This window comes from Neptuniibacter caesariensis, from assembly GCF_000153345.1.
Taxonomy (GTDB): domain Bacteria; phylum Pseudomonadota; class Gammaproteobacteria; order Pseudomonadales; family Balneatricaceae; genus Neptuniibacter; species Neptuniibacter caesariensis.
This window is the reverse complement of sequence record NZ_CH724125.1, coordinates 1,964,784-1,989,391: the sequence shown is the minus strand read 5'-3', so window position 1 is coordinate 1,989,391 and position 24,608 is coordinate 1,964,784. Positions and strand designations below refer to the sequence as shown.

At 45.7% G+C, this 24,608-nt stretch carries 23 protein-coding genes; 3 read left to right on the top strand and 20 right to left on the bottom strand.

Annotated features, from left to right (window positions below):
* Entirely contained in the window at positions 1-1,722 is a 1,722-nt protein-coding gene (locus MED92_RS09200; RefSeq protein ID WP_007021255.1) for an acetolactate synthase 3 large subunit, read from the bottom strand.
* Between the two features lie 460 nt (positions 1,723-2,182).
* Here MED92_RS09200 and MED92_RS09195 point away from each other — a divergent pair, with 460 nt between their 5' ends.
* Positions 2,183-2,449: a hypothetical protein gene (locus tag MED92_RS09195; RefSeq protein ID WP_007021254.1), complete on the top strand. Its 267-nt coding sequence runs from the start codon at positions 2,183-2,185 to the stop codon at positions 2,447-2,449.
* A gap of 70 nt (positions 2,450-2,519) precedes the next feature.
* Here the strand turns inward: MED92_RS09195 and MED92_RS09190 are convergent, their stop codons facing one another.
* From MED92_RS09190 to rluD, 11 genes are all read right to left on the bottom strand, one after another.
* Positions 2,520-3,305, bottom strand: coding sequence for a response regulator (locus MED92_RS09190; protein WP_007021253.1), 786 nt, complete (start codon positions 3,303-3,305; stop codon positions 2,520-2,522).
* 187 nt (positions 3,306-3,492) lie between these two features.
* A complete protein-coding gene (locus MED92_RS09185) occupies positions 3,493-4,263 on the bottom strand; it encodes a hypothetical protein (RefSeq protein WP_007021252.1) in 771 nt (256 codons plus the stop codon).
* A 36-nt stretch (positions 4,264-4,299) separates the two neighbouring features.
* Positions 4,300-5,616 carry a sensor domain-containing diguanylate cyclase gene (locus tag MED92_RS09180; protein ID WP_007021251.1) on the bottom strand — a complete coding sequence of 439 codons (1,317 nt, stop codon included), beginning with the start codon at positions 5,614-5,616 and terminating at the stop codon, positions 4,300-4,302.
* Positions 5,617-5,734: 118 nt separating this feature from the next.
* Positions 5,735-8,314, bottom strand: a complete 2,580-nt coding sequence (gene clpB, locus MED92_RS09175; protein ID WP_007021250.1) for an ATP-dependent chaperone ClpB — start codon at positions 8,312-8,314, stop codon at positions 5,735-5,737.
* Positions 8,315-8,484: 170 nt separating this feature from the next.
* Positions 8,485-8,814, bottom strand: a complete 330-nt coding sequence (locus MED92_RS09170; RefSeq protein WP_007021249.1) for a hypothetical protein — start codon at positions 8,812-8,814, stop codon at positions 8,485-8,487.
* Complete coding sequence (locus MED92_RS18525) at positions 8,798-9,754, bottom strand: GTP-binding protein (RefSeq protein WP_007021248.1); 957 nt, start codon at positions 9,752-9,754, stop codon at positions 8,798-8,800. Before MED92_RS18525 ends, MED92_RS09170 begins: the two co-directional genes overlap by 17 nt.
* 215 nt (positions 9,755-9,969) lie before the next feature.
* Positions 9,970-10,323: a hypothetical protein gene (locus MED92_RS09160; RefSeq protein ID WP_007021247.1), complete on the bottom strand. Its 354-nt coding sequence runs from the start codon at positions 10,321-10,323 to the stop codon at positions 9,970-9,972.
* Complete coding sequence (locus MED92_RS18520) at positions 10,320-11,273, bottom strand: GTP-binding protein (protein ID WP_050764145.1); 954 nt, start codon at positions 11,271-11,273, stop codon at positions 10,320-10,322. The genes MED92_RS09160 and MED92_RS18520 overlap by 4 nt, the downstream gene beginning before the upstream one ends.
* Positions 11,274-11,486: 213 nt before the next feature.
* Entirely contained in the window at positions 11,487-12,116 is a 630-nt protein-coding gene (locus MED92_RS09150; protein WP_007021245.1) for a M15 family metallopeptidase, read from the bottom strand.
* On the bottom strand, positions 12,116-12,871 hold the full coding sequence (gene pgeF / locus MED92_RS09145; RefSeq protein WP_007021244.1) for a peptidoglycan editing factor PgeF: 756 nt from the start codon (positions 12,869-12,871) through the stop codon (positions 12,116-12,118). The genes MED92_RS09150 and pgeF overlap by 1 nt, the downstream gene beginning before the upstream one ends.
* A 3-nt stretch (positions 12,872-12,874) precedes the next feature.
* Positions 12,875-13,843: a 23S rRNA pseudouridine(1911/1915/1917) synthase RluD gene (gene rluD, locus MED92_RS09140; protein WP_007021243.1), complete on the bottom strand. Its 969-nt coding sequence runs from the start codon at positions 13,841-13,843 to the stop codon at positions 12,875-12,877.
* Between the two features lie 147 nt (positions 13,844-13,990).
* On the opposite strand from rluD, the gene MED92_RS09135 reads away from it, so the two are divergent.
* Both MED92_RS09135 and nadE read left to right on the top strand, forming a co-directional pair.
* Entirely contained in the window at positions 13,991-14,914 is a 924-nt protein-coding gene (locus MED92_RS09135; RefSeq protein ID WP_007021242.1) for an outer membrane protein assembly factor BamD, read from the top strand.
* Between the two features lie 96 nt (positions 14,915-15,010).
* The gene (gene nadE / locus MED92_RS09130; RefSeq protein ID WP_007021241.1) at positions 15,011-15,844 is read left to right on the top strand and encodes an ammonia-dependent NAD(+) synthetase; all 834 of its coding nucleotides are present in this window, start codon (positions 15,011-15,013) and stop codon (positions 15,842-15,844) included.
* Between the two features lie 27 nt (positions 15,845-15,871).
* Here nadE and thiO read toward each other — a convergent pair whose 3' ends face one another.
* The 8 genes from thiO to MED92_RS18515 are packed head-to-tail and all read right to left on the bottom strand — an operon-like array spanning position 15,872 to position 24,475.
* On the bottom strand, positions 15,872-16,957 hold the full coding sequence (gene thiO, locus MED92_RS09125; protein WP_040661702.1) for a glycine oxidase ThiO: 1,086 nt from the start codon (positions 16,955-16,957) through the stop codon (positions 15,872-15,874).
* A gap of 60 nt (positions 16,958-17,017) precedes the next feature.
* Positions 17,018-17,563 (bottom strand): GspH/FimT family pseudopilin, encoded by a 546-nt coding sequence (locus MED92_RS09120; RefSeq protein WP_007021239.1) that lies wholly within the window; start codon positions 17,561-17,563, stop codon positions 17,018-17,020.
* A gap of 46 nt (positions 17,564-17,609) precedes the next feature.
* Positions 17,610-18,023, bottom strand: coding sequence for a type IV pilin protein (locus MED92_RS09115; protein ID WP_007021238.1), 414 nt, complete (start codon positions 18,021-18,023; stop codon positions 17,610-17,612).
* 8 nt (positions 18,024-18,031) lie between these two features.
* Positions 18,032-21,859 carry a pilus assembly protein gene (locus MED92_RS09110; protein ID WP_007021237.1) on the bottom strand — a complete coding sequence of 1,276 codons (3,828 nt, stop codon included), beginning with the start codon at positions 21,857-21,859 and terminating at the stop codon, positions 18,032-18,034.
* Positions 21,860-21,874: 15 nt separating this feature from the next.
* Positions 21,875-22,384: a pilus assembly PilX family protein gene (locus MED92_RS09105; protein WP_007021236.1), complete on the bottom strand. Its 510-nt coding sequence runs from the start codon at positions 22,382-22,384 to the stop codon at positions 21,875-21,877.
* On the bottom strand, positions 22,381-23,430 hold the full coding sequence (locus MED92_RS09100) for a PilW family protein (RefSeq protein WP_007021235.1): 1,050 nt from the start codon (positions 23,428-23,430) through the stop codon (positions 22,381-22,383). The genes MED92_RS09105 and MED92_RS09100 overlap by 4 nt, the downstream gene beginning before the upstream one ends.
* Positions 23,427-23,930, bottom strand: a complete 504-nt coding sequence (pilV, locus tag MED92_RS09095; protein WP_007021234.1) for a type IV pilus modification protein PilV — start codon at positions 23,928-23,930, stop codon at positions 23,427-23,429. The genes MED92_RS09100 and pilV overlap by 4 nt, the downstream gene beginning before the upstream one ends.
* Positions 23,915-24,475, bottom strand: coding sequence for a GspH/FimT family pseudopilin (locus MED92_RS18515; protein ID WP_007021233.1), 561 nt, complete (start codon positions 24,473-24,475; stop codon positions 23,915-23,917). Before MED92_RS18515 ends, pilV begins: the two co-directional genes overlap by 16 nt.
* Positions 24,476-24,608 lie beyond the last annotated feature (133 nt).

Here is a 24,608-nt window from a genome sequence, read left to right as displayed (position 1 = left end):
TTATGTTCTCTCCGTTTTGCTCAGCCACATGTCACGCATAGAACCACGCGGTACCTGCATTGGGTAAACGTGCTCAAACGGATCCACTGCAATATCCATGAATACCATACGATCTTTCATTGCAAAGGCTTCGCGCATTGCGCCTTCCAGATCTTCGTAGCGTTCAACTTTGATACCTACATGTCCATAAGACTCAACCAGTTTCATAAAGTCAGGTAGCGACTTCATGTAAGACTGAGAGTGACGAGACTCATAGTTCATGTCCTGCCACTGACGAACCATACCGAGAGACTGGTTGTTCAGGCAGATAACCTTAACCGGGATATCGTACTGACTGATCGTAGACAGCTCCTGGATATTCATCTGGATACTGCCTTCGCCCGTTACACAAACCACCTCTTCTTCAGGGAAGTTCATCTTAACGCCCATCGCAGCTGGCAGACCAAAGCCCATCGTGCCAAGGCCACCGGAGTTAATCCAACGGTTTGGCTTATTGAACTTGTAGTACTGAGCAGCAAACATCTGATGCTGACCTACGTCAGAACAAACGTACGCATCACCATTGGTCACTTTGCTAAGCATTTCGATCACCTGCTGAGGCTTCATCAGCTCAGAGTCATCGGTCTTATAACGACCACCATGGCGCGCACGCCACTCTTCGATCTGCTCCCACCACAGTTTCATGCTGTCAGCACAAGGAGCTTTCTTTGCAGCCTGAACCTGTTCCAGCATCTCTTTCAGTACTGCCTGAGCAGGACCTACGATTGGTACATCAGCTTTAATCGTCTTAGAGATAGAAGCCGGATCAATATCGATGTGAACAATCTTCGCTGTCGGACAGAACTTGTCAGTACCGTTAGTCACACGATCATCAAAACGTGCGCCTACTGCCAGAATCATATCGCTATGGTGCATCGCCATGTTAGCTTCATAGCTACCATGCATACCCAACATGCCAATGAACTGTTTGTCAGTGCCCGGGTAACCACCCAGACCCATCAAGGTATTCGTTACGGGGTAGCCAAGCTCTTGCGCGAGTGCAGTCAGTTCCTGACTCGCGTTACCCATAATGACACCACCGCCGGTGTAGATAACTGGGCGCTTAGCCGCCAGTAGCATATCTACTGCTTTTTTGATCTGTCCAGTATGGCCTTTAGAGATCGGGTTGTAAGAACGCATTTTCACGCTCTTAGGGTACTCATACTCGTAACGTTCAGTCGGCGTTGTCATATCCTTAGGAATATCAACGACAACCGGTCCTGGACGACCGCTTTCAGCAATGTGGAAAGCTTTTTTAATGATCTCAGGGATCTCTTCCGGACGTTGCACGCTGAAACTGTGCTTAACGATTGGACGAGAGACACCGATCATATCGGTTTCCTGGAAAGCGTCTTCACCAATCAGGTGTGACATTACCTGACCCGTGATAACGACCATAGGAATAGAGTCCATGTATGCGGTAGCAATACCTGTAACGGCATTAGTTGCACCTGGACCAGAAGTAACCAGCGCTACACCTGCTTTACCTGTAGCACGCGCATACGCATCTGCCATATGAGTGGCAGCTTGTTCGTGGCGGACCAGAACATGTTCGACTTCTTCCTGAGTGAAGATAGCATCATAGATGTGCAGTAGTGCACCACCCGGATAACCGTAGATGTATTTAACGCCTTCATCACGAAGCGCGCGAACAACCATTTCTGCGCCTGAAAGTAATTCCACTTTTCTCACCCTCTAACGACGTCAGTGTCTCGTTACTGACGAAATTAACAGTTTTAGTTTCTGTAACGTTGAACGTGCCTATACCAGACAATACTTGTTGAATCTCTAGCGATCTCACTCTGAACCATTCCAGGGGTAGAGTTGTAGGTTCACGTTCGGGTGTGTGCCGGCGCTGGGGATCGCCCAACCGACAGACCTTTGAGAAACGGCCCTTAGAAAGCTGTCTCCCTGAGCTTCGGGGTTCCCTACACACTCAAGGCCTCAAAATTCGAGGCGGTAATTGTCGCAAGCAGCGTTTATTTTTTCAACAAAAACATACCGCAACTGCGATATTCCGTGGGATTGGCGTATGAAACTACCTTCTAACTCCGGTTCAGGTTATAGTTTTGTCTATAAAAGCTCAGACAGGGTCGAGAAAACACCCCTTCAGGCTCTGAGATAACATGTACAGGAGATCCCTATGAGTGTCGCTGAGATTAAGAATAAAGAGCGCGTAATTAACGAACTTATGTCATTTATCCGCAAGGTTTTGGTTGAACCTGAAATCTGTGAAAAAGCACTGGATATCGCGCGCGAGCACCTCAACGATGAAAATGCTGAAGTCGTAATTGCTGATATGTTATCTGCATCCACTAACATCAAAATACCAGTGGAACACAGCGAAGCTGACAAACTATTTTTAGAAGTATTGATCGATGTGATTAAGGATGAGCAAGCGCTCTATTAAACCGACACCAAGGATGTTCTGATCCGATGAAAAAAGGCTGCAATAAGCAGCCTTTTTTGTTCCCAGGTTATTACTTCGGTTTCTTATTTAAGCTGGCAATATAGCCCGTAAGCACTTCAAGTTTCTCAGGGTCATTATCAACAAACTGAACATCGACAGCCAAAAAGGTGGTTTCCTGGCTTTTCTCATTCGCCTGCAAACCAATAATAAATCCATTCATTTGCGCAACGCTGCCCCCGGAAACCTGTTCAATATCAACGACCACAGGTTCTAAAAGCTGAGGAATCCCCTCTTCCCTTTTAACCATCACTTTTACGTTTTGCAGCGTTATCTCCTTAACCGCACAACGCAAGTTGCCAGCAGAAGAACGAAGATGCGCAAGGCCCTTGGGCTTTTTTGCAACTTTTTTGCTTGCAGCGGTCTTGCCTGAGGCGAGCATTTGCGCAGCTTTACGTCGAGAATCTGCGCTACTCTCTACCCTTTGACCCGCATACTTTTTAACTTTATCCACAAGCTGCTGGTCTTCAAATGGCTTGCCCATGTAGTCATTAACGCCAGCTTGTATCGCCTGTAGAACATAATCTCGTTCACCACGGCTGGTAACCATTACGAAGGGGATATCAGCGTAATGGGGCTGTGAACGGGCCCAGGTAAGCAGCTCAAGGCCAGATTTTCCGGGCATTTCCCAGTCACAAAGTATCAGGTCATAATCGACCTTCGACATGGCCTTTTGACCGTCATCACCATCTTCGGCAGCATCTATTTGATATTCAGGGAAATGTTCTTTGACTATACGTGTCACATGGTCACGAATAAAACGCGCATCGTCTACAATGAGAACTTTTATCTGGCTCATCCTACCTCTAGTCCTTCTCACATCTAAGAGGGTTTTGGCTGACTACATTTGGCCAAGAATCCACAACTTTATTTCAGGGTCACCTATCCAGAATAGCCGATTCAGTGAGGAAATTAAAAGAATTATTAATCAATAACCAAATGCTTAAAGCCAGACGAAGCGCCGAAAAAACGGACTTCCCTAGTCATCATACCCGGGGAATAATCAGTTGAGGAAACTGCCTTTTTAGAGCAAACAACATCCCTTTAAGCTCTGCGGGGTGGGTAAAAACCAGAACAGTATCGTTCTCATCAAAATAGGGGCCTAAAAGACCTGGAAAACCAGAATCTTGCTGAAAGACATTGAGACGAGCAGACCCTGTACACTCGAAAACACCGGGGTTCTCCGAGAACAACCATTTTCCATTACGCCATTTCGGAGCACCTGCCGCTTTACTAACCAGGCAGATCCGCATTCGTTTAATAACTAGCACGTAATGTTTATTGCCAGCCTGATCCACAACAAAGGCATTAGCAATACCTGACCTCCCAATACTGGTAGTCACATATCCCCAGTTTGATGCCCCCTGCTGTTTTAGCGCCAGAACGGTCTTAGAATTATCCTTGGAACTGATCTGCTGTACATAACGATAGGCACTACGAAGTCTATGCCCATTTTTTAAGCGATATAGCTCTTTCTGCGAGAGGTTTCTTAACAGAGGAAGGAGATAGTCAGCATTGGGCTCATAGTTTCCACTGCGCGGTAGATTGATGGAGAAAGGGTAAACCTCCAGATTATCATCTACTTGCGTTGCGGTTTTATTCACCCAAGGCTCACCGCTGGTGATTCTGCCTCTTTGATTGCTGGACGAATCAAGATCGCGGACTGGCTCAGAAGAACACCCCACCAAAAAGACAACGAGCACAGCAAATACAGAGCGCACAAAAATACCTACATCCGGAAAGCGACGCTGCAGCATAACCCATAGATAAAAATAGAGATAGTTGGATACTGATCAGATCCAACCGGGATCCATAACAACCCTGTTTCTGCCGTCACTTTTAGCCGCATAGAGAGCATGATCAGCGCAACGAAGTAACTGATCAATCTGCATTTGACCAAACTCGGTCGAGGCGACACCGATACTAATTGTGACAGTCGCTTTCCCCAAAAGACTCTTTTCCACAACAGAGCGCAGTTTTTCAGCTACAGATTCTGCCGCAGACACTCCTGTGTCAGGGAGTATACAAATAAACTCTTCACCGCCCCAGCGCGCCAGCATATCAGCGGCCCTGAGATAAGTATTAAGCTCGGCAACCAATCCCTGTAACACTTGGTCACCCTCTGAATGACCCCAGGTATCGTTAATATTTTTGAAGTGATCAACATCGATCATCAAAATCGATATCAGAGGATTTGTAGGTGATAATAGCTCATCAAGATACAGCTTTGCGGAACGCCTGTTGGCAATACCGGTCAGTTCATCATGCATTGCCATATGTTTTAGCTGCCGATTTTTCTCCTTCAACTCCCCACGCTTTTGCTGCAATTCTCTTTCTAGCTCACTTCTGTCTTTGATATCTCGTATAGCAGAAATACGCACTTCCTGATGGTCCCATAACGCCACACGTCCTGATATTTCTACAGGTATGGTTGTGCAATCATCACGTATAAGGGTAATTTTATAGACCTGTTGATAGTCATCTTTGATTCTTTGAGCCACCAGCCCACGGTCTTCCGGGATAATATAATCCATCATATTTCGGCCAATCATCTCTTCCCGCGTGGTATCCATAAGCATCAAACACTGGTCATTACAGTCAATGATTTCACCGGCACGGGAAATAGCTATTGCTTCAAAAGCAGCATCAGCAAGCCGACGAAAGCGTTCCTCACTCTCTTCATTGATCAGTTTCAAATGCTCCACTTCTCGTAAATCTTTAGCTATGCCCAAAAACCCGCATGGATAACCAGAATCATCATTTATCTCCGTAACCGACAGCAGCACAGGTATACGTTCACCGGTTTTGCTCACATAGGTCCATTGGTTCTCATCAGCCTGGCCCAATCTGGCTTTAGCAACAAAAGCCTCAAACCCTGCAACCGGCATACCTAACTCTAAGCTCAGCTTTTCCCCCATCGCTGACACTTCTGAAAGGTCATGAATGAGCTCAGGCGTCTCTTTATCCACAATCTCTTCGGCAGAATACCCTAAGAGCTCCAACGCATACTGGTTACAGTAATAGATAACACCATCAAGACGGGTAGCGATAACAGAGAAGCGGGCACTATCAAAAATAGCCCTGTATAGCACTTCAGGCGACTTAAACAAAAGCGTTTCCTTTAACTACAAAGAACGACTCTTTAAAGTGTAGAAGTGAACTTCCTGTTACGCCTAAAAAAGAAAAGCCAGCTATGGAAAGCTGGCTTTGAATAAATGAAAAATTCTTTTAACGGAAGACAAATTCTCCCTGCTCCACATCAACAGCAATCTCGGTTCCAGCTGCATACTTCCCTGCGAGAATTTCCTGAGCCAGCGGGTTTTCAATCCATTGTTGTATCGCTCGTTTCAATGGACGCGCACCATAGATTGGTTCAAAACCGACGTCGACTAGCTTGTCCATCGCAGTGCTTGTCAATGTTAGGCTCAACTCTCGTTCAGCTAAACGGCTTTGCAGGCGCTGTAGCTGAATTTTGGCAATACCGGCCACCTGACTTTTCTGCAGACTGTGGAAAACCACCACCTCATCGATACGGTTGATAACTTCAGGGCGGAAGTGCACACCTACCGCTTCCATTACCGCGTTATGCATTAACTGATAATCGTCATCATCACTGAAATTCTGGATCAAATCTGAACCCAGATTCGACGTCATCACAACAATCGTATTTCGGAAATCGACCGTACGCCCCTGACCATCAGTTAAACGGCCATCTTCGAGAACCTGGAGTAAAATATTGAATACATCCGGGTGAGCTTTCTCTACTTCATCAAGCAACAGTACAGAATACGGCTTTCTCCGTACAGCTTCGGTCAGATAACCACCCTCTTCATAACCCACATAGCCTGGAGGCGCGCCGATCAATCGAGCAACAGAGTGCTTCTCCATAAATTCAGACATATCGATCCGCACCATCGCCTCTTCTGTATCAAACAGAAAACTTGCCAATGCTTTACAAAGTTCTGTTTTACCCACCCCGGTAGGGCCTAAAAACAGAAACGAACCATTAGGCCGATTAGGATCAGCCAATCCCGCTCGCGAACGGCGAACAGCATTGGATACAGCCGTCACTGCCTCTTCCTGACCCACAACCCGATTATGCAGGGTAGATTCCATTCGCAGGAGTTTATCTCTCTCGCCCTCCAGCATTTTGCTTACCGGGATGCCCGTCCAGCGAGAAACAACTTCAGCGACCTCTTCCTCCGTTACTTTATTACGGAGCAGTTTCATCTCCTGCTGCCCCGACTCTTCTGCTTCAGCCGCCGCTGCGAGTTTCTTTTCCAACTCAGGAATTTTCCCGTACTGAAGTTCAGACATCTTCTGCAGGTCGCCCGCGCGAGTGAACTTTTCCAGCTCTATTCGCGCAAGATCCAGTTCTTCCTTAATCTGCTGCGACCCTTGCAGAGCAACTTTTTCTGCTTTCCAGACTTCATCCAGATCGGAAAACTCTTTCTCGATGCTTTGAATGGTACTTTCAAGTTCAGCAAGCCTCTGTTTTGCAGCCGCATCTTTTTCCTTTTTCAGCGCCTCTCTTTCCATTTTCAGTTGAATGAGACGGCGCTCCAGGCGGTCCATATCTTCTGGCTTGGAATCCATCTCCATACGTATCCGGGAGGCAGCTTCATCAATCAGGTCGATTGCCTTATCAGGCAGTTGTCGATCAGTGATGTAACGTTGAGACAACTTGGCAGCGGCTATAATCGCTGAGTCGGTGATATCAACACTGTGATGAATCTCATAACGCTCCTTCAGCCCACGCAGTATGGCGATGGTCGACTCTTCATCGGGTTCATCCACCTGAACCTTCTGGAAACGGCGCTCTAAGGCGGCATCCTTCTCCACATATTGGCGATACTCATCAAGCGTCGTGGCACCAACACAATGCAGCTCACCCCGCGCAAGCGCAGGCTTTAGCATGTTGCCTGCATCCATAGCCCCTTCGCCTTTACCTGCGCCAACCATGGTATGCAGCTCATCAATAAACAGTATGATCTGTCCTTCCTGTTTAGAGAGTTCATTGAGCACCGCTTTAAGGCGTTCTTCGAATTCACCGCGGAACTTCGCCCCCGCGATCAGAGCCCCCATGTCCAATGAAAGCACCAACTTATTCTTCAGGCCTTCAGGCACTTCACCGTTGACGATTCGCTGCGCTAGCCCTTCGACAATCGCCGTCTTACCAACCCCCGGCTCACCTATCAACACCGGATTGTTCTTGGTCCTGCGCTGAAGAACCTGAATGGTTCTGCGAATCTCATCATCTCGACCGATAACAGGGTCTAACTTCCCTGACTCTGCTCGTTCAGTCAGATCAATACAGTACTTATCTAAAGCCTGACGGTTCTCTTCAGCATTAGCATCCTGCACAGACTCACCTCCACGAACCCGATCAATAACTTGTTCCAAACGCTGTAAGGTAACGCCAGCATCTCTTAATAACTTACCCGCGGACGATTTATCTTCGACTAAGGCTATTAGCAGCAGTTCACTGGCGATAAACTGGTCACCTTTCTGCTGCGCGATCTTGTCAGTTTTGTTGAAAACACGGGCGCAGTCTTGCGAAAAGCGCAGTTCGCCATCGGGATTGCTGACCCTGGCCATGCCATTTAATTCTGCTTGGATTGCCTGTTTCAGACGGTTTAAATCAGCTCCTGCCTGTACAAGCAGTTGCGCACTGCTTCCTGACTGTTGATCCAGCAGTGCACTCAATAGATGAACAGGTTCAATGTAGTTATGATCTAAGCCCACAGCGAGCGATTGAGCATCCGCAAGGGCTTCCTGTAGTTTTGCAGTAAACTTATCTGGGCGCATATTACCTCCGCAAATTGCGTATTCTCCAACCGCTGGAAAGAGTCACTTGGGACGGTCAGCGGTGTCGCATTGATTACGATATAACTGAGGTATGGGGGTAACGGCAGCCTGATTCAAGGCATAACTGGACAAAAATTAGACAATACTGATATTCAAGAACCTAAGGCGGGTTATAGAAGAGCTAAAATATGCTCTCGGTTATCTTCAATATATTTACGCAGGTGTTGCTGGTTCGAATCAGATCGACAGAAGCAAACCAGAATTACATCCTTCTTTAAAAGATAACCACTAAAGTGAAAATGACCCACCTCCATATGCGCTTCATCATAGCCTTTGGCATTCTTCGCAACATTTTTGAAAATGTACAACAATGACTGCTTAGCAACGGCTAAATGCTTCTTCATCTCTACTGGGAAAGAGGATTGTTTAACCTCGCCTTGCTGAAGAAGGCATCCGTGTTGAACCAATCCTTTACCTTGCAACTCAGGCCAGATGCTCATTTTCTTGACTCCATTGCAGCAGATCGCTGGCTTGCTGTTTTAAAACAGGAAGAGACATCTCATGATCAGAGCATAAACACAGCGCCTGGTCCTGATCCGAAAACATTGATAACGTAGTTACCTCAGGCCCAGCAACCACAACATTACTTACTTTTCCCATGAAATCGGCTTTCTCAGAAATGGCTGAAGCAAGTTTGCTAATACTGGTCAGAATCGCTTTATTGTCAGGCTCATTGATATTAGAACAGAGCTCTTCCTGATCTGACCCAAGATGCATAGCCCCACTAATCCCGCGTTTGTTCATCGCAGCATCTAGTAGGCTTTCTTCGTATATAGGTTTATAGAAATCCAGAGTAAAGCCATTACTATCAAGAATTCGGTCACAAACCTTATCCCACTCCACGCTTTGTTCTACTGCGGATATCAGCTCTTCAACAATCCCTAAAACTGCTCGTGGGTCACGAGCATCGACAAACATAACCGAGGTAAAAAAGCCCAATTCTTTAGCAAATTTATAGTATTCATCGATAGATGGATTGGGCTCTACGTCCGCGTGAGTGACAGCAATGATAAGGCGACGTTTTTTAATGTAGTCACCAAATGCTTCTGCATAAAACCTGATATCTCTAAAGGGATCCTTGCGCGTATTATCGACCAGCATCACCATGCCAATCGCATCGTGGGCGAACTCTTTGGCTAGCATCTCCCACATAAACTGAAAACGTTCTTGCCCTGGAGTTCCGTAGAGATGGACTCGCGCATTATGGCTTAGATCAAGAACACCATAATCCATCGCGATGGTTGTATTTTTCTTACGTCGAACGGTAACGTCACTGGCACGTGCATCAGTATCCAGCGTATCAATATCGCTTAGTGAGCGTATTGCGGTGGATTTACCTGAACAAACTGAACCGGTAAAAAGGATCTTATAGTCCTTCATTAACGCCTTCCTTAGTTCGAAAATGGTTGTACGCTTAAATTTAGCAGCTTATGCCTTAACAGAACCTAAAACAGCTGGCTTATTTAAATTTCTAGACCAGTATTAATGGAATGCAACTCTGGAACTGTTATTTTCTAGCTTGTATTGATATCCCTCTAAGCCATTAGAGTTATCTCATATATTAAGAATGGCAGATATTCAGAAAAGGTCTAATTTCAGGTAGTTAGCGATTTTTTAACTCTACTTTGCAGGAACATACGATAAAACTCATGCATGTTATGGCGAACCTTCATAATATTCGCATCTTTTTTCGATAAACAAACAAGCACCAAACCCGGCTTTAATTTGAACCCACTCAATCTCATATCACCTATATGCAGATGAGCCTCATTGTGGCGGCTATGGTTTTTAACTGCGCTTTGAAAAACATATAAAAATGCCTGCTTTCCAACCGTTTCGTAGCTTTTATAATCTTTAGTAAAAGACGTAACGAGGATCTCTTTCCCCTTCAATAAACAGCTGCACTCTATTACCCCTGGCTTATCGACACGGCTCAGCAGTTCGTTCATTTACGACTCCACTGCAATAAATCAGATGCCTGCTGTTTTACCACGTTTAAGCTCAGTTGCCTGTCCGAACTAATCCCCAGGGCCTGCTCATCATCAACGAATACTGACAACGTTTCCTCATCAGGTCCACAAAGCATAAGATCATCAATTTTTCCCATAAACGCGGCTTTATTCTCCAGAGCGGCCACAAGGTTTACCATTGATTTAAGCACTTCCTGACTATCCTTATCCGGGACCTTAGAATCTATAATTTTTCGCTTGGCATCCAGATGAATAGCACCAGTCACCCCTCGGGTATGTAGCGCGGCTTCAATCATAGAAACTCTGTTCTCTGGTTGCTCTACTGCATCTGAAGAAGCATCTGGCATAGTGCTGTTTGGTTCAAGCTTAGTTTCCAAACTTTGCCAATCAATGTCGCTTTCGTAGTCACCTACCAGCTCTTTAACGACCTTTAAAACGGAAGTTGGGTCTCGAGCATCGATAAAGATTACTGAGGTAAATAACCCCATTCTCTTTAATTCCTGCATATAAAAGTCATGGTCAGGCTCTGGCTCTATATCAGAATGAGTAACGGCAATAATCAAACGCCTTCGGATAATAAAATCACGGAACTCTTCTACGTAGAAGCGGATATCTTTGAAGGGATCTTTACGGGTGTTATCAACGAGGAGAATAAGTGCTTCAGCATCATGAACAAGATCGCTCATCATGAGCTGCCACATGAACTTGAAGCGTTCCTGCCCGGGTGTTCCATAAAGATGGAGCTTTGCATTTTCGCTTAACTCCAAAACGCCATAGTCCATGGCGATTGTAGTTTTTTCTTTACGCCGAATGACTGAGTCACTTGCACTCGCGTCAGTATCTATAGTCTCTATACTACTTAACGACCTTACAGCAGTAGTCTTACCTGAGCTTACCGATCCTGTAAAAAGCACTTTGTAATCAGTCATTTCATCCCTCGAAGCCCTTTTCATGAAGGGCGTCAGACTCAAGCGTCAAATAGTATTTCGATTACTGTGATCACGCGATCTATGAAAAATCACGTTAAAAACTATAGTCCTCTAATTTTTTGCCGAAATAGCCAAACTTGCAAGTGCAGTATCTCCTAGTCCGGTTTCTTGATTTATCGACAAAGCGCTTCAGTAACCTACATTTACCTATGACTACATACTAATGGGAAAATTAAAGTACTGATCAGTATAAGGCTCATCTTGAAGAGTAAAATGCCACCACTCCTGGTGAAAGGGCACAAACCCATGCTGAGTCATCACTGTCTGAAGCAGCATGCGATTGGCCCTGGCCTGAGCTGGTATCACTTGCGAGTCAAACCAGGATTCCGGACCGAAGAAATCAAATTCAGTCCCCATATCCAGTTCAATACCCGAATCAATATCCACAATCGTCAGATCGACAGTACTACCACGGGTGTGGCTTGAATGACGAATCAAATAGCCTTTTTCAAAAAGATCGGGCCGGGATAGATCAGGAAAAAAGCGCTGCTGAGTAGAGACGGTTCCCTCTTCACCACACCAACGGATAAAGTGATCAACCGACTTTTGCGGGCGGTATGCATCAAAAATCTTTAAACCAAGGCCAAAGCTGTTCAATTCATGCTGGACACGCTGAAGAGCCTGTGCTGCTGGCTTTGTAATATAGCAAAGCTCTTCCTCATAGCCCTCAACGCGAGAGCCGATGAAGTTATCACCAGAATAATATTTAAGATCGATCAATATTGATGGTTCAATCTTTAAAAGATCGACAAAAAGCTCAGGACGTTTATCTATGTTTATCACTATACGTTCGCTACCTTAGCGTTAGCATCAATCCAGATGAGGCTGGCTAAACGCCCCGTCTGCCCATCACGCCGATAAGAGTAAAAGGTATCACTATCACCGAAGGTACATAAGTCACAGCTGCTGATCGATTTAACACCCGCTTTTTTAAGCCTGAGTTCAGCCAAGCGATAGATATTTGCAAGGTATTTCCCATCTTTGCCAAATACTGGTTCAAAAGCAGATGCAGCTTCAGCCTGATTCGCCTCAAACTGGGCCTTAACCTCAGCTCCAACCTCAAAAGCGTCTGGGCCTATTGCTGGTCCCATCCAGACATGTACCTCTTCGGGTTTGGCAAAGCACCGTAACGTATTTTCCAGAACGCCATCGACTAATCCACGCCACCCAGCATGAGCAACCGCCACATTCTCGCCCAGAGAATCAGTGAAGAATACGGGCAAACAATCTGCGGTCATCACAACGCAGGCAAGTCCTGACTCAGATGTCCAACAAGCATCCGCCTCAACAACATTGCCTGCTTTTGACGCTTCAATAACATCGGTACCGTGCACCTGAGAGAGCCATTGAGGTTCTACCTGCAAGCCCAGATCATCGATCAACAACTTACGGTTGCACTTAACTTTTTCTGAGTCATCCCCAACATGATCTCCAAGATTCAGTCCCGCAAATACACCATCACTAACTCCCCCAACACGCGTAGTCGTAACAGCTTTTATATGCTTAGGTGCAGGCCAATTTGCGGAAATATACTTCATCCCTTATTCCTCTGAACCATGTTCTTGAGCATCTTTCTCAAGCACGGCTAACAGGTTCTGTATATCTTCCGGAAGATCAACCTCCCAGGAAACAAGTTCACCGGAATGCGGGTGCCAGAGTTCAAGCTTTTTAGCGTGGAGTGCCTGGCGTTTAAAATCACGTAGGGCGTCCATCATTTCATCACTACAACCTTTCGGCAGTCGGAAACGACCGCCGTACATCTGATCACCCACCAGCGGATAGTTGATATGTGACATATGCACACGGATTTGATGGGTACGCCCGGTTTCCAGCTTCAGACGAATATGCGTGTGAGAGCGTAACTTTTTCAGTACGCGGTAGTGAGTCACCGCTTCTTTACCTACACCCACGACGGCCATCTTCTGGCGATTTTTAGAATGCCTGCCCATAGGTTCATCAACGACACCACCACCGGTCATCACGCCATTGACCACCGCTTCATATTCACGCCCCATCGAGCGCTCCTGAAGCTGTTCAACCAGCTCAGTTTGTGCAGCAATGGTTTTTGCCACGACCATCAACCCAGTGGTGTCCATGTCCAGACGATGAACAATCCCCGCTCGCGGCACCTGCGCAATGTCAGGGCAGTGATACAGCAAGGCATTTAGCAACGTTCCATCACGATGCCCAACCGCCGGATGCACAACCAATCCAGCCGGCTTATTGATCACTAAAATATGCTCATCTTCATAAACAATATCCAGGGGTATATTTTGCGGCTTATGATCTTCAATAACCTCCAGGTTGGCATCTATTGCGATTGCTTCTCCACCCAGCAGCTTTTCACGTGGCTTTTTAACTTCACCATTTACGGTAAGCGAGCCATCTTTAATCCAGCCCTGTAAACGGGACCTTGAGTAGTCCGGAAAGAGTTGAGCAACAGCCTGGTCCAGGCGTTTGCCTACCAAGTCATCAGTTACTTTTGCTTCAAGTTGAATATGGTCAGACATTGGATCCCGTCAGATCTTAAAAATGTTACACTAGGGTCTGTTAACAGGCCCCATCAGTTATGGTTAAATAGGCCGTCGAATTGCATTTAGCCTCTTTGTGTCCAGTATAACTGTTCGGACCGGAGACTACACTGGGATTAATAAAAGATGCGTATTACCAAAAGCCTGATTGTTGCTTTATTTTGTTTGATGACTGCGGCCTGTTCATGGTTCGAAGATCTTCAAGAGTACCCGGATGTACCTGAGCAACAGCTGTATCAGGAAGCAATGAAAGCGATGGAAGAGGTAAACTATGACCTCGCCATCGAAAAGCTGCAATTACTTGAAGCGCGTTATCCATTCGGACGCTTCTCTGAGCAAACGCAATTAGAATTGATTTACGCATATTTCAAAAACTACGAGCCAGAAGCTGCGCGTGCAGCGGCTGATCGTTTTATTCGACTACATCCAAACCACGACAATATTGATTACGCATACTATCTCAAAGGCCTGACTGCATTTGAGCAGGATATCTCCTGGATTACACAATACCTACCAATCGATGAAACTCAGCGAGATCCTGGTGCCGCACTGGATTCCTTTGAAAGTTTTTCTACATTGGTAAATCGCTATCCTGAGAGTCAATACGCTCCTGACTCTTATAAACGTATGGTGTATCTAAAGAACCGTCTAGCCGCATATGAAGTACACGTTGCTCGTTACTATATTCAGCGTGAAGCATTCGTGGCCGCGGCTAACCGTGGACGCTACGTTATCGAAAATATGCAGGAAACACCGGCGGTACCAGACGCATTGGCTGTGATGATTGAGGCTTACACACATCTTGGTCAGCAAGACCTCGCAGCAGATACTCAGTCAGTATTAAGTCAAAACTACCCTGAATACCAGTACACACCAGTGTACAAAGGCGAAAAAACCCTGTTCGACGCAGCAACGTTTGATCTGTTCAGCGACAATAAAGAGCCACCGGTCACGACACCTGTACGCATGAGTCAAGGTGCTCCTGAACCAGATCGCTCAATGTTCAGCAAACTCACCTTCGGTGTATTTGATGACGAAGATGAGAAATAAATAACAATAAAAAAAGGCACCTTGAAGGTGCCTTTTTAAATAGGCCTTGTGTAAAGCCCCTATAAGCAAAAGACTTATCGTATTGAGAGTAAACCTATGCAGGCAGAAGCAATTATCAAGGAGATGCAGGTAAAACCTGAGATTGATCCGGCTCAAGAGATCTCCCGACGTGTTTCTTTTATCAAAAAAACACTTACCTCTTCCGGACAAAAGAATTTAATTCTGGGTATTAGTGGCGGAGTGGATTCATCAACCTGTGGCCGCCTTGCTCAACTGGCGGTTGAAGCGTTAAACCAGGAACATAATACTAATTCTTACCAGTTCATCGCTATGCGCCTTCCTTTTGGCATTCAACAAGATGAAGACGATGCACAACTGGCATTGCAGTTTATCAAACCAAGTCAGAGTATCACGGTTAATGTTAAACCTGGGGTCGAAGGCATCCACGCTGAAGTACTCTCTGCGCTCGAGGATAGCGACTTAAATTCTGCCTCTGAAGGCGCTATCGACTTTGCAAAAGGCAATGTCAAAGCCCGTGCCAGAATGGTCGCTCAGTATGAAATTGCAGGAATCGTTGGCGGCCTTGTCATTGGCACTGATCATTCGGCAGAAAACATTACCGGTTTTTATACTAAATGGGGTGACGGTGCATGTGACCTTGCCCCTCTGTTTGGTCTAAGCAAACGCCAGGTTCGCATGTTGGCGAAAGAGCTTGGAGCGCCTGAATTGCTCGTAGAAAAAACGCCTACCGCAGATCTGGAGTGCCTTACGCCGCAAAAAGCCGATGAACAAGCCCTGGGATTAACCTATAACCAGATAGATGATTTCCTGGAAGGGCGACCTGTCTCAGCGGAAGTAGAGAACAGGATCATCGAGATCTACACCAAAACACAGCATAAACGCGCCCCTATCCTTACCATTTACGACTAATAAAAAAGGCCGCTTCCGCGGCCTTTTTTATCTATCCATTGCATAAGGTTCAGCTGGAATAATAGATTCCCGCTGCATCATCAGATCTACCAACAGACGAGTAGACGCAGGCGCCAATACCAAGCCATTACGATACTGCCCTGCATTAACATAGAGGTTATCAAATCCAGTAACCTTGCCAATATAGGGAATGCCTTCCGGAGAGCCCGGCCGTAAACCTGACCAATGATGCTCGACACGATAGTCCGCTAACTTAGGAATAATATCCAAGGCTGTTTGGTGAAGCGATTCTGCTGCCTCCTGAGTTGTCCTTTTTTCAAAACCGATACGTTCCAGCGTACTACCCACCAGCACTCTGCCATCATTACGTGGGATAACATAGCGGCCACCCTTCAGCACCACCCTATTGACCAATCCTGGCTCAGCCTTAAAAAGCATCATCTGCCCATGAACAGGCTCAACAGGCAACTTCCTGCCAACCAAACCAAGCAGCTCAGAACTCCACGCACCAGCAGCGATAATAACCTTATCCGCTTGCACGCATCCCTTTGAGGTTTCAATCCCAGAAACCACACCACCCTTAAAGTTAAAGGCGGTCACCTCATGATGCTCAAGTAACGTGACTTTAGGGTTGAGAAGTAAACTTTCCCTTAGCGAACGCCCCAACCTTGGGTTTCTTATACTAGATACCTCAGGCATCCACAGGCCTTCCGGCAGCCCTGGAACCAGATTGGGCTCTTTCTGATAGAGGAAACTACTATCAACTTTACGGAGTGGCCGATGGTACTTTTCAGCCCACGTTAGCGCATCGTCCTGATCTTCGACTGCCACCATCAGCATCCCTTTCTGCCGAAGCTCTGGGTCATAGCCAGTCTCTTCTATGAGTTCCTCGGCCAGATGCACGTAACTACTTTGCGACCAGGTTGCCAAACGGGTAACGGGCTCAGGATAACGCCATGGATATAAAGGTGAAACAATACCCCCTCCTGCCCATGAAGACTCTTGTGCGCAGGCTTTACGTTCAACCAGAGTGACATCAGCCCCAGATTGAGCCAGCTCTCGGGCAAGCATCATGCCTATTACGCCACCACCAATTACCAGTACATCAGACATATTAAATCCATTAACCATCGAATATATTTTCTCTTCAGCTCTATGATGCCATGATATTGGTTAATTTGAAGTGCGCCTTACCCGTCCGGTCATAGAGATAACCAACTTTTTGATATCATCACCCTGACTAATTTGAAATGTCCCGTTGGAAGCTCCGTATACAGAACCATCGCTTTCATAAACGAGCGTCTCACCCCTATTCCAAGTAACACTATTCTCGGGAGAGAATGAAATAACTTTGATTACATAATCTTTCGTAGATATTTGCCTATCCCCATTTTTATCCATAAAAATGAGCGCTCCGTTGTTCCATTGCTGGGTTCCGCTTTGACTCGCCCCGGTGCAGCCAAGGTTGCCATCCCAACGGCACAGAACCACCTTTTCACCGGATTTAACCGACTCCATTCTGGCAAGGGCAAGTAAGCTTTGAAGCTTATTTAAGTCAGCAAACAAATGTGAATCGGCCATATAGCGGCTCATGGCAGGTATCGCCAGAAACAGCAAAATACTGAGAAGCAAAACCCCTATCACAAGCTCCATCAATGTAAAGCCATAAAAAAAGCGTGCACAAGCACGCTTCCTCTCATTAAGAGTATAACGTTCCATGTTATTCCTCCGCCGCATTCCCTTGCGGCACGAATAGAATTATTTGTTAATCATCCCAACAGTCGGTACCACTCCCGGTAGCTCCTTTCACGCCAGCCTGAGTTAAGGTCAGATTGCCACAAGCATCGCCTTGCTGTGCTCCTGACGCTGTCGCAGTAATGGTAAAGGTTGTAGCTGTCGCATTGACTCCAAGTACATAATGAACATCAGCGCCGTCCTTAGGCGATTTAGCCAAGGGAAGCGAGGGAGAAGCATTACTTGCATCAGTATATCGCCCATTGACAGTAAACTGACGCTCCATCCACTGCCCCATTTCCAAGACAACACCTTCCGCCGTGGCACGATTCGAGTCCCTTACAAACTCCTGATACGAAGGATAAGCAACTGAGACCAAGATACCAACAACCGCTACAGCGATCAGTAGCTCGATTAAAGTAAATCCTGACGATTTTTTATGCATACTAAACCCTATTTAATCTGTATCCATGACTGACGGCCTAACTTATCCCCTGATGATTCGGCTGTCACTTCAATATTACCTGAAGAGCCTGAGGTATATTTCAACTCATCATCACCGGTTGAGATAACACCTGGCGTTTTAATAATGCCCACGGTCGATTTTTTACCTGAAACAGGGATCAGTTCATCATCACTATCAATATCACCATCCCCATCACTATCATAGCGGACATAATCGCCGGAATTGATCGAGCCATCATCATTCAAATCAAATGGAGATATGGTCAAACGAGAGCCCGTTTCAGCATCCAGCTCCATCAACCAACTTGTACCACCATAGGAACATGCTCCGGTATCTGGCACCAGTGTAGGGAAGATAACCCGGCCATTTCGTACTAGCGGATTTGCTACCACCCGCTCCCCCAGATAGGTACTGCTATCAAAATCTAATAACCATCCATCCTTAAGACCATAATCCACACCATAATCTGTAGTTAGGCGAGTGTCGTAATTTAGGCCCGTTTGTAGCGCAGTAAACTCCGCTAGAATATCCTGATTAACCAAAGTACTGCGGTTGGCAACCTGAGTGCCATCGTCTTGAATACCATAGAAGGTCTGAATCTGAGAGGTATCGGTATTATCCCCGGTCTCAAAGTACTTTCCTGTTCCGAACAACACCACTAGATCACCATTAGTGGCACGAATGACCTGCGGCTTCGATGTAATTGGTTGTGGGTCGGTGCAAGCATTATCTGTACACGCTTTAAACAATGGCGCAGGAGGGGCATTATTACCATTACCATCTTTATAGGCTACTTCCCACTTGCTTGTATTTGAATCGGAAATATCAAATTTCCACATATTACCTTTCAGGTCACCGGCATAAACTGTATCAGCAACTTTGTCGCCATCAGTATCTACAGCTATCGGGGTCGACAGACCATTGGTTGCCGATGCATTACCGGTCACATCAGTTTCCAGCTTAGCAATCACAGCACCGGTCTCAAGATTCAAAATATAGAGCACTGCTTCATGGTTAGCACTGTTGTATCCGTTGCCTACGATGACGCCCCAGTCACCGTTAGCCAGTTTGGCGATGGTGGGCTGCGCAAAGGTGTATCCCAAGTCGCTTAGGTCACTGCTGTCTAAATCCCAAAGCACATCACCCGCAGCAAAATTAAGTGGATCAGAGATATCTAATGCAAAAATCCCTTTACCGCCACCTGCTAAGGTACCAACAAGCGCTGTTCCCCATCGATCTCCTGAGCCGTCAAAGTCGATATAGGCATCACCAAATCTAGGTGAGCCATCTACAAAGTATTGATGCTGATATGATAAAGAGGCAAGGTTCGGAAGATCACTGATGAGCGATTTTGGCACATAAGCAAACACTTCTTCCCCTTCGCAATCCTGGGAGTTTGGATTACAACCTGCGGTTGAAACACCCGTTCCGCGAAGCGCATGCAGCATCCCGTCGTTACCACCCACATAAAGCATGTCCTGACGATTACCTTTTTGCCAAGTTTCAGTAGTGCCAATTAAATAATCATCATATGTTGCATTGCCACTGACAGTTTCCAGAACGTAATAGTTAAAGTTGTCATTACTGGTATAAATCGGATCTGAGTTGATTATGTCACCCAGAACCTTGCTTCTCGATCTGAAAGTAGCACCTTCATTTGACTGATCACCACGAATGTAATCCAGTTGATCAGAGGTTATCAATGCTTTTTGTGCGGTACTCAAATTAGTGTGTTCAAAGATAACACCAGCATTAGAACTATCGTTATAACTAAAGATATTACGGTTACTTTCACTTGGAATTAAATCCGCTGCATCCCAGGCCAAACTTTCGACAGCACCCGTAATCGCATTAATGTCATATGCCAGTAAGCTACCTGTCCATGTACCGCTGGAAAATCTGGCCTGATAAATTTTGGAGTTTGTATCCAGACGAGTAGAGTTAGTTGCAACTGCGGAAGCTGAAGAAGTTCTGGCCTCAATTTCATCAAAACTTGAGGAAAGCGCTGCAATCATTTTATCGGGGCGGGTTGCCAACACATAATTATCTGGCTCACCATCCCCATCACTATCCCACTCAGAAGTTAAATCAGGTTGATCATTCCCATTGGAATCCAAAAAACCACCATATTTACCTGCCAACCAGAGCATGTTCATCTGGCCTGTTAATGGGCTTGAGCTGTATTCCTGGGTGTCAATCATGAACGTCGCTACATTCTGCTCTCCATCCATTCCTGCATCGGTACGGATGTCCTGGGTATTGGCATAGTAAGCCAGGCCAGCGATATAGTATGAGTTTTCCTTAGGCGGATAAGGGCAGGTCCCAAGCACCTCACCCAAAGCAGGAATCGTTTTATTGGTAGATGACATGTTACAGTTGCCAGCGGTACAACCCACACACTGACTTGTACCATTCAAACCTTCTAAACTACCCACGGTATTCGTCAATGTCGTCACATTGATGTCAGTATCCGGATTTGATGGTTCCCCATAATCCTCAGATATATCTCGCCCATTAAACGTACTTGAGGTGAAATGGGTGCCTGGCAAACTTTTATCTAACCAAGGGTTCGCATCATTAATCCCGATAATAAAATTTTTCTGGCAAGAATACTGAATAGGATCATTCCAGCTAGTTAAAACCGGGAATCCCCCCTTCATAGTATTCGTCAAACCACTGGAATATTCTGGGGTAGGTCCTAAGTTCTTAAAGTACCGAAGTGATTCATAAAAAAGCTCCGCTGCAGGATCTAATCCCTTATAACCATATTCACTGAACCTGTTTATGTAATTAATCACACCCGAATAGTCGACTCCACCAGAGCCCGCTAGCCCATCAGGATCATTTACATAGGTACCATCCGCATTTACTTCAGCATTGGAATTAGTTTGTGTACCACCACTTCCATTAGGCATAGTCGGTCCAACATACTTCATGTTAGACCTAAGCACACCACCGTCACGAGTATTAGAGTTATCCTTTAAATAGCTTGTCACAGCAAAGCGCATATCATCCATTTTGCTTTGCACTAAGCCTTCTGGTTTATAGTAACTTCCACTGCTATAGGAAACGCAATTAGACTCTACGCCTTCGGTCTTATCGCACACTCTTACATGAACTTTATAGGATCCTAAAATCCCACTACTGCAGTCCGCAGTGGTACAAAACCTAACACTTTCGGTTGATGAATTTGGATTTCCGGACTCTCCCTTACCATAGTTTCTAATATAAAAATAACTTTGGCTGAATGGGGAAACTGTGCTTGGCGAAACATTCCAAGGGTTATAAATAACCTTACGAGGAAACCAACCGTCATTGTTTTGTCTCTTTGCCCTTTTGACCACAGTCACTGCATTACTGCCGGTATTATCAATAACTCGATTACCGCCTGTAAGGGTATACACGAACATGTCCATGGCCGTCATGGTAGCCCAGTTCATCATATTGCCACTGAACTTACCCGAGCATTCATGATCATTATTTGTAGCACCATCAGGTTCAAAATAACCACCGCCACTGTTGTACGTGTAGCACTTTTTAGGGTCGAAATAGCCCAGATAGGTCTCATCTTTAAAATAACAAGCGCCATATCCACTAGTGCGACCTGCACAAGTATTACCCCCAGCTAAAGTACCTGGCTGATCGTTATATGCAGCTCCACCCATCGGGGTTTCAATGGACATATTAAATAGAACATTCGGATCAGCACCCACTACAAGGTATAAAGGGTCTTGTGCGATTGTCGTTGCATGAGACTGCAATGGTATAAACGTATAGATTACTGTAATGAAAGTAAGGAGGACTTTTTTAAACATGTCGATCTCCTGCGACTATCGCTTATAGACGCTTTGAACAATAACTTCTGATGAACTGGTTAGACCTACAGCTCTTCCGGTCACACGATAAAAGCGCTTTGTATCAGCAGGGGTGCCCACTTCCAAGCTATCACTTGAAGCTGCGGCGGCAAGGTCTTCCACAATATATGCTGAACTACCCGCCAATTCGCCAAAGCCTGCACCTGAATAACTGCGAACATCAGATGGGTTTGCCCAAGAAACTGTCTCCCAACGCTTTGTCCCATCAGTAGGCAGCGCATAGAGGCCGTTATTCCCATCGAACGCCGGTAACACCACAATGGATTCTAAATAATCCTCGCCGTCTCTAAGTGCTGCTTCAGCAGACTGAAAAGCCATATTTCGATCACGCATGTTACCAGCCATTTTTTCTTCCAGGCTGGTCACATCCATACCTGCCAAACCAATAATCGATAAAATAAGCAGAAAAATCATGCTAATAATCAGTGTCGCGCCACGCTCTTTATAAGGTTTCGCTCCAGTCATAGTCTATTCCTCAGCGCAATTGTAGAAGTAAACACCTTCCTTAGACGCCCATCTGAAAATGAGACCGATCCACCATTAAAGGTGAGCGTTTGCCCACCCTGCACAATGCCTGCTTCGATACTTCTTACCAATAAGCTCACCCTGATGCTGACAATATCATCATCATCTGAAACTTCATCAAATGGTACATAGTAATCTGCTGCCCCATCCCCACTGGTATCCTCACCATAAAGAATCTGCATATTTTCTATACCTTCGACCAGTTCATTGACGGTCGTCCCTGAAACCCCTGAATTATTCTGCACAGTCTGTCTGTATAAAGCGGGTTCACCAAAGGAGTTGTTGGCAATAAAGTAACGATAAAAGACCATTCTTAAAACAGTACCGTTATTAAACTGGTAACTAGTACCTGTAGGGCAGTTTACCGGTGCTCCAAGGAAGCTGGTGCAATTCCCGATATCTGTTGAATTGCCGGTATTATGGTTAATGGTGGCAACAGTATTATTGTTATTGGTGTTGGTTTGCTGGAAAATGGCGGTTGTAGAGCAATCCGTCACTACTAGTAAGTCGCCCTTTTTGAATTCGTGTGTATCCTCACACTGGAATTGTGCAGAATTGGGGTTATGTTTACCTGGGATCAAGTCACACCCACCGCTTGAGTCTGCATACCTTACTTCAACAACATCAGTTCCATTAGTTGCCGCTCTACTATCAAAGCTAACAGAAGAAATATTATCCATCCCGCCGACACTGGCTGAAAAATCCAGATAACTTGGTAATGCACCACTGGCATTTCGTAAGGTATTCGCAACGGTACTTTGGCTTGAGCAGCCATTAAAGCCAGCCTGCCTTAAATCCCTAGACAGAAAAGACATAGCAAAGCGACCGTTTTCCTGAAGTTTAGAAAGGCCATTCTGCATCGAATATGTCACTTTACTGCCGACAAAAACTTGCAATACGCCGGCAATAAGTAAAAGACCAATAACCAAAGCGACCATCAATTCGACCATAGAGAAGCCGGACTCTTTTCTATTTACAAGCCTCATAATTCCACACTCACCGTTAACTGAGTTGTCGCACCAGATGCACTTTTGTCATCATTCCACCAAACATATACGACCGTTGGATTATTAGAGTTATCCGCTTCACAATCAGGGGCTTCAACAGCATCTCCGGTTAAATCACTGCGACAAACTCGCCCCCCCCCTTCTGGTAATTCAGCAGCGATAGCCGCTTGCCACTCGGCTATATCATGGGATGCCATCTGTGCAGCAGTACATCCTGAAGCTGAACCAGAGTAATTGATACAGTTGGATTCGGTTGCACCGCTAACAACATAATATGCCCCTGCATCTGCTTGAGTCTGATTTGCTCTCATCCTATCAGCAATATCATAGGCAAACAGGGTAGCCTGACTTCTAAAATATGCACTTTGGTTCTGCTGCAGCGATGTCATCTGTAGCGCAGCCAAACCTAACAGACCTATAGAGATCACGACCAGCGCGATCATAACCTCAATTAAATTAAATCCTAATTGTCTGCGCATGTTGCTGAGCTCGCTGTCCAATTCGCACACATCCTGATTCTACCTGTTGGCCGGACAGACAAGCCCGCGCCAGCATTCGAATCACCACTATCACTAATCGAAAAAGTTTCATCGGTAGTTGATGAAGTATCTAAGAGCCCCAGGCTACTAAAAATTACCACATCTCCCCTTGTGTACTGCACAGTAACCGAATCATCAATATCTCCATACACCCTGATTAGCCCATTGGTATCAATTGCCAAATTCTCATCTTCATCTAAATAAACTAGCCATCCATCTGACCAGTCCTGAGTACCGGACTGACTCGTCGCAGCACAGGTATTAGCTCCAGAACTTTTACGACAGATAACCACACGCTCACCACGCTTAATCGACTCTGAGCGAGCGAGAGAAATACTAGAGACCAGTTTATCTTTAGCAGCACTTATACGAGAGTCAGCTATAAAACTGCCAAAATTTGGCACAGCCACAAGGAGTAGAATCGCCAACACCGCGAGTGTTATAAGCAACTCAATGAGCGTAAAACCTTTTTCCCTTACCGACATTACCGACTTCCAGTAAATAAAAATTTTCTTATATTCTAAGATTAGTCGTTTAAGGGAACATACGCCATAGATTGGGGGGTCTTGATTAAGCGTAGACTATAAACCACAAAATACAAAAAACCCGAATTAATAA

What these genes read in the sequence shown, in the direction of transcription:
- MED92_RS09195 (WP_007021254.1), top strand. Translation starts at nt 2,183, where the DNA reads ATGAGTGTCGCTGAGATTAAGAATAAAGAGCGCGTAATTAACGAACTT.
- MED92_RS09190 (WP_007021253.1), bottom strand. Translation starts at nt 3,305, where the DNA reads ATGAGCCAGATAAAAGTTCTCATTGTAGACGATGCGCGTTTTATTCGT.
- MED92_RS09185 (WP_007021252.1), bottom strand. Translation starts at nt 4,263, where the DNA reads ATGCTGCAGCGTCGCTTTCCGGATGTAGGTATTTTTGTGCGCTCTGTA.
- clpB (WP_007021250.1), bottom strand. Translation starts at nt 8,314, where the DNA reads ATGCGCCCAGATAAGTTTACTGCAAAACTACAGGAAGCCCTTGCGGAT.
- MED92_RS09170 (WP_007021249.1), bottom strand. Translation starts at nt 8,814, where the DNA reads ATGAGCATCTGGCCTGAGTTGCAAGGTAAAGGATTGGTTCAACACGGA.
- MED92_RS18525 (WP_007021248.1), bottom strand. Translation starts at nt 9,754, where the DNA reads ATGAAGGACTATAAGATCCTTTTTACCGGTTCAGTTTGTTCAGGTAAA.
- MED92_RS09160 (WP_007021247.1), bottom strand. Translation starts at nt 10,323, where the DNA reads ATGAACGAACTGCTGAGCCGTGTCGATAAGCCAGGGGTAATAGAGTGC.
- MED92_RS18520 (WP_050764145.1), bottom strand. Translation starts at nt 11,273, where the DNA reads ATGACTGATTACAAAGTGCTTTTTACAGGATCGGTAAGCTCAGGTAAG.
- pgeF (WP_007021244.1), bottom strand. Translation starts at nt 12,871, where the DNA reads ATGAAGTATATTTCCGCAAATTGGCCTGCACCTAAGCATATAAAAGCT.
- rluD (WP_007021243.1), bottom strand. Translation starts at nt 13,843, where the DNA reads ATGTCTGACCATATTCAACTTGAAGCAAAAGTAACTGATGACTTGGTA.
- MED92_RS09135 (WP_007021242.1), top strand. Translation starts at nt 13,991, where the DNA reads ATGCGTATTACCAAAAGCCTGATTGTTGCTTTATTTTGTTTGATGACT.
- nadE (WP_007021241.1), top strand. Translation starts at nt 15,011, where the DNA reads ATGCAGGCAGAAGCAATTATCAAGGAGATGCAGGTAAAACCTGAGATT.
- thiO (WP_040661702.1), bottom strand. Translation starts at nt 16,957, where the DNA reads ATGTCTGATGTACTGGTAATTGGTGGTGGCGTAATAGGCATGATGCTT.
- MED92_RS09120 (WP_007021239.1), bottom strand. Translation starts at nt 17,563, where the DNA reads ATGGAACGTTATACTCTTAATGAGAGGAAGCGTGCTTGTGCACGCTTT.
- MED92_RS09115 (WP_007021238.1), bottom strand. Translation starts at nt 18,023, where the DNA reads ATGCATAAAAAATCGTCAGGATTTACTTTAATCGAGCTACTGATCGCT.
- MED92_RS09110 (WP_007021237.1), bottom strand. Translation starts at nt 21,859, where the DNA reads ATGTTTAAAAAAGTCCTCCTTACTTTCATTACAGTAATCTATACGTTT.
- MED92_RS09105 (WP_007021236.1), bottom strand. Translation starts at nt 22,384, where the DNA reads ATGACTGGAGCGAAACCTTATAAAGAGCGTGGCGCGACACTGATTATT.
- MED92_RS09100 (WP_007021235.1), bottom strand. Translation starts at nt 23,430, where the DNA reads ATGAGGCTTGTAAATAGAAAAGAGTCCGGCTTCTCTATGGTCGAATTG.
- pilV (WP_007021234.1), bottom strand. Translation starts at nt 23,930, where the DNA reads ATGCGCAGACAATTAGGATTTAATTTAATTGAGGTTATGATCGCGCTG.
- MED92_RS18515 (WP_007021233.1), bottom strand. Translation starts at nt 24,475, where the DNA reads ATGTCGGTAAGGGAAAAAGGTTTTACGCTCATTGAGTTGCTTATAACA.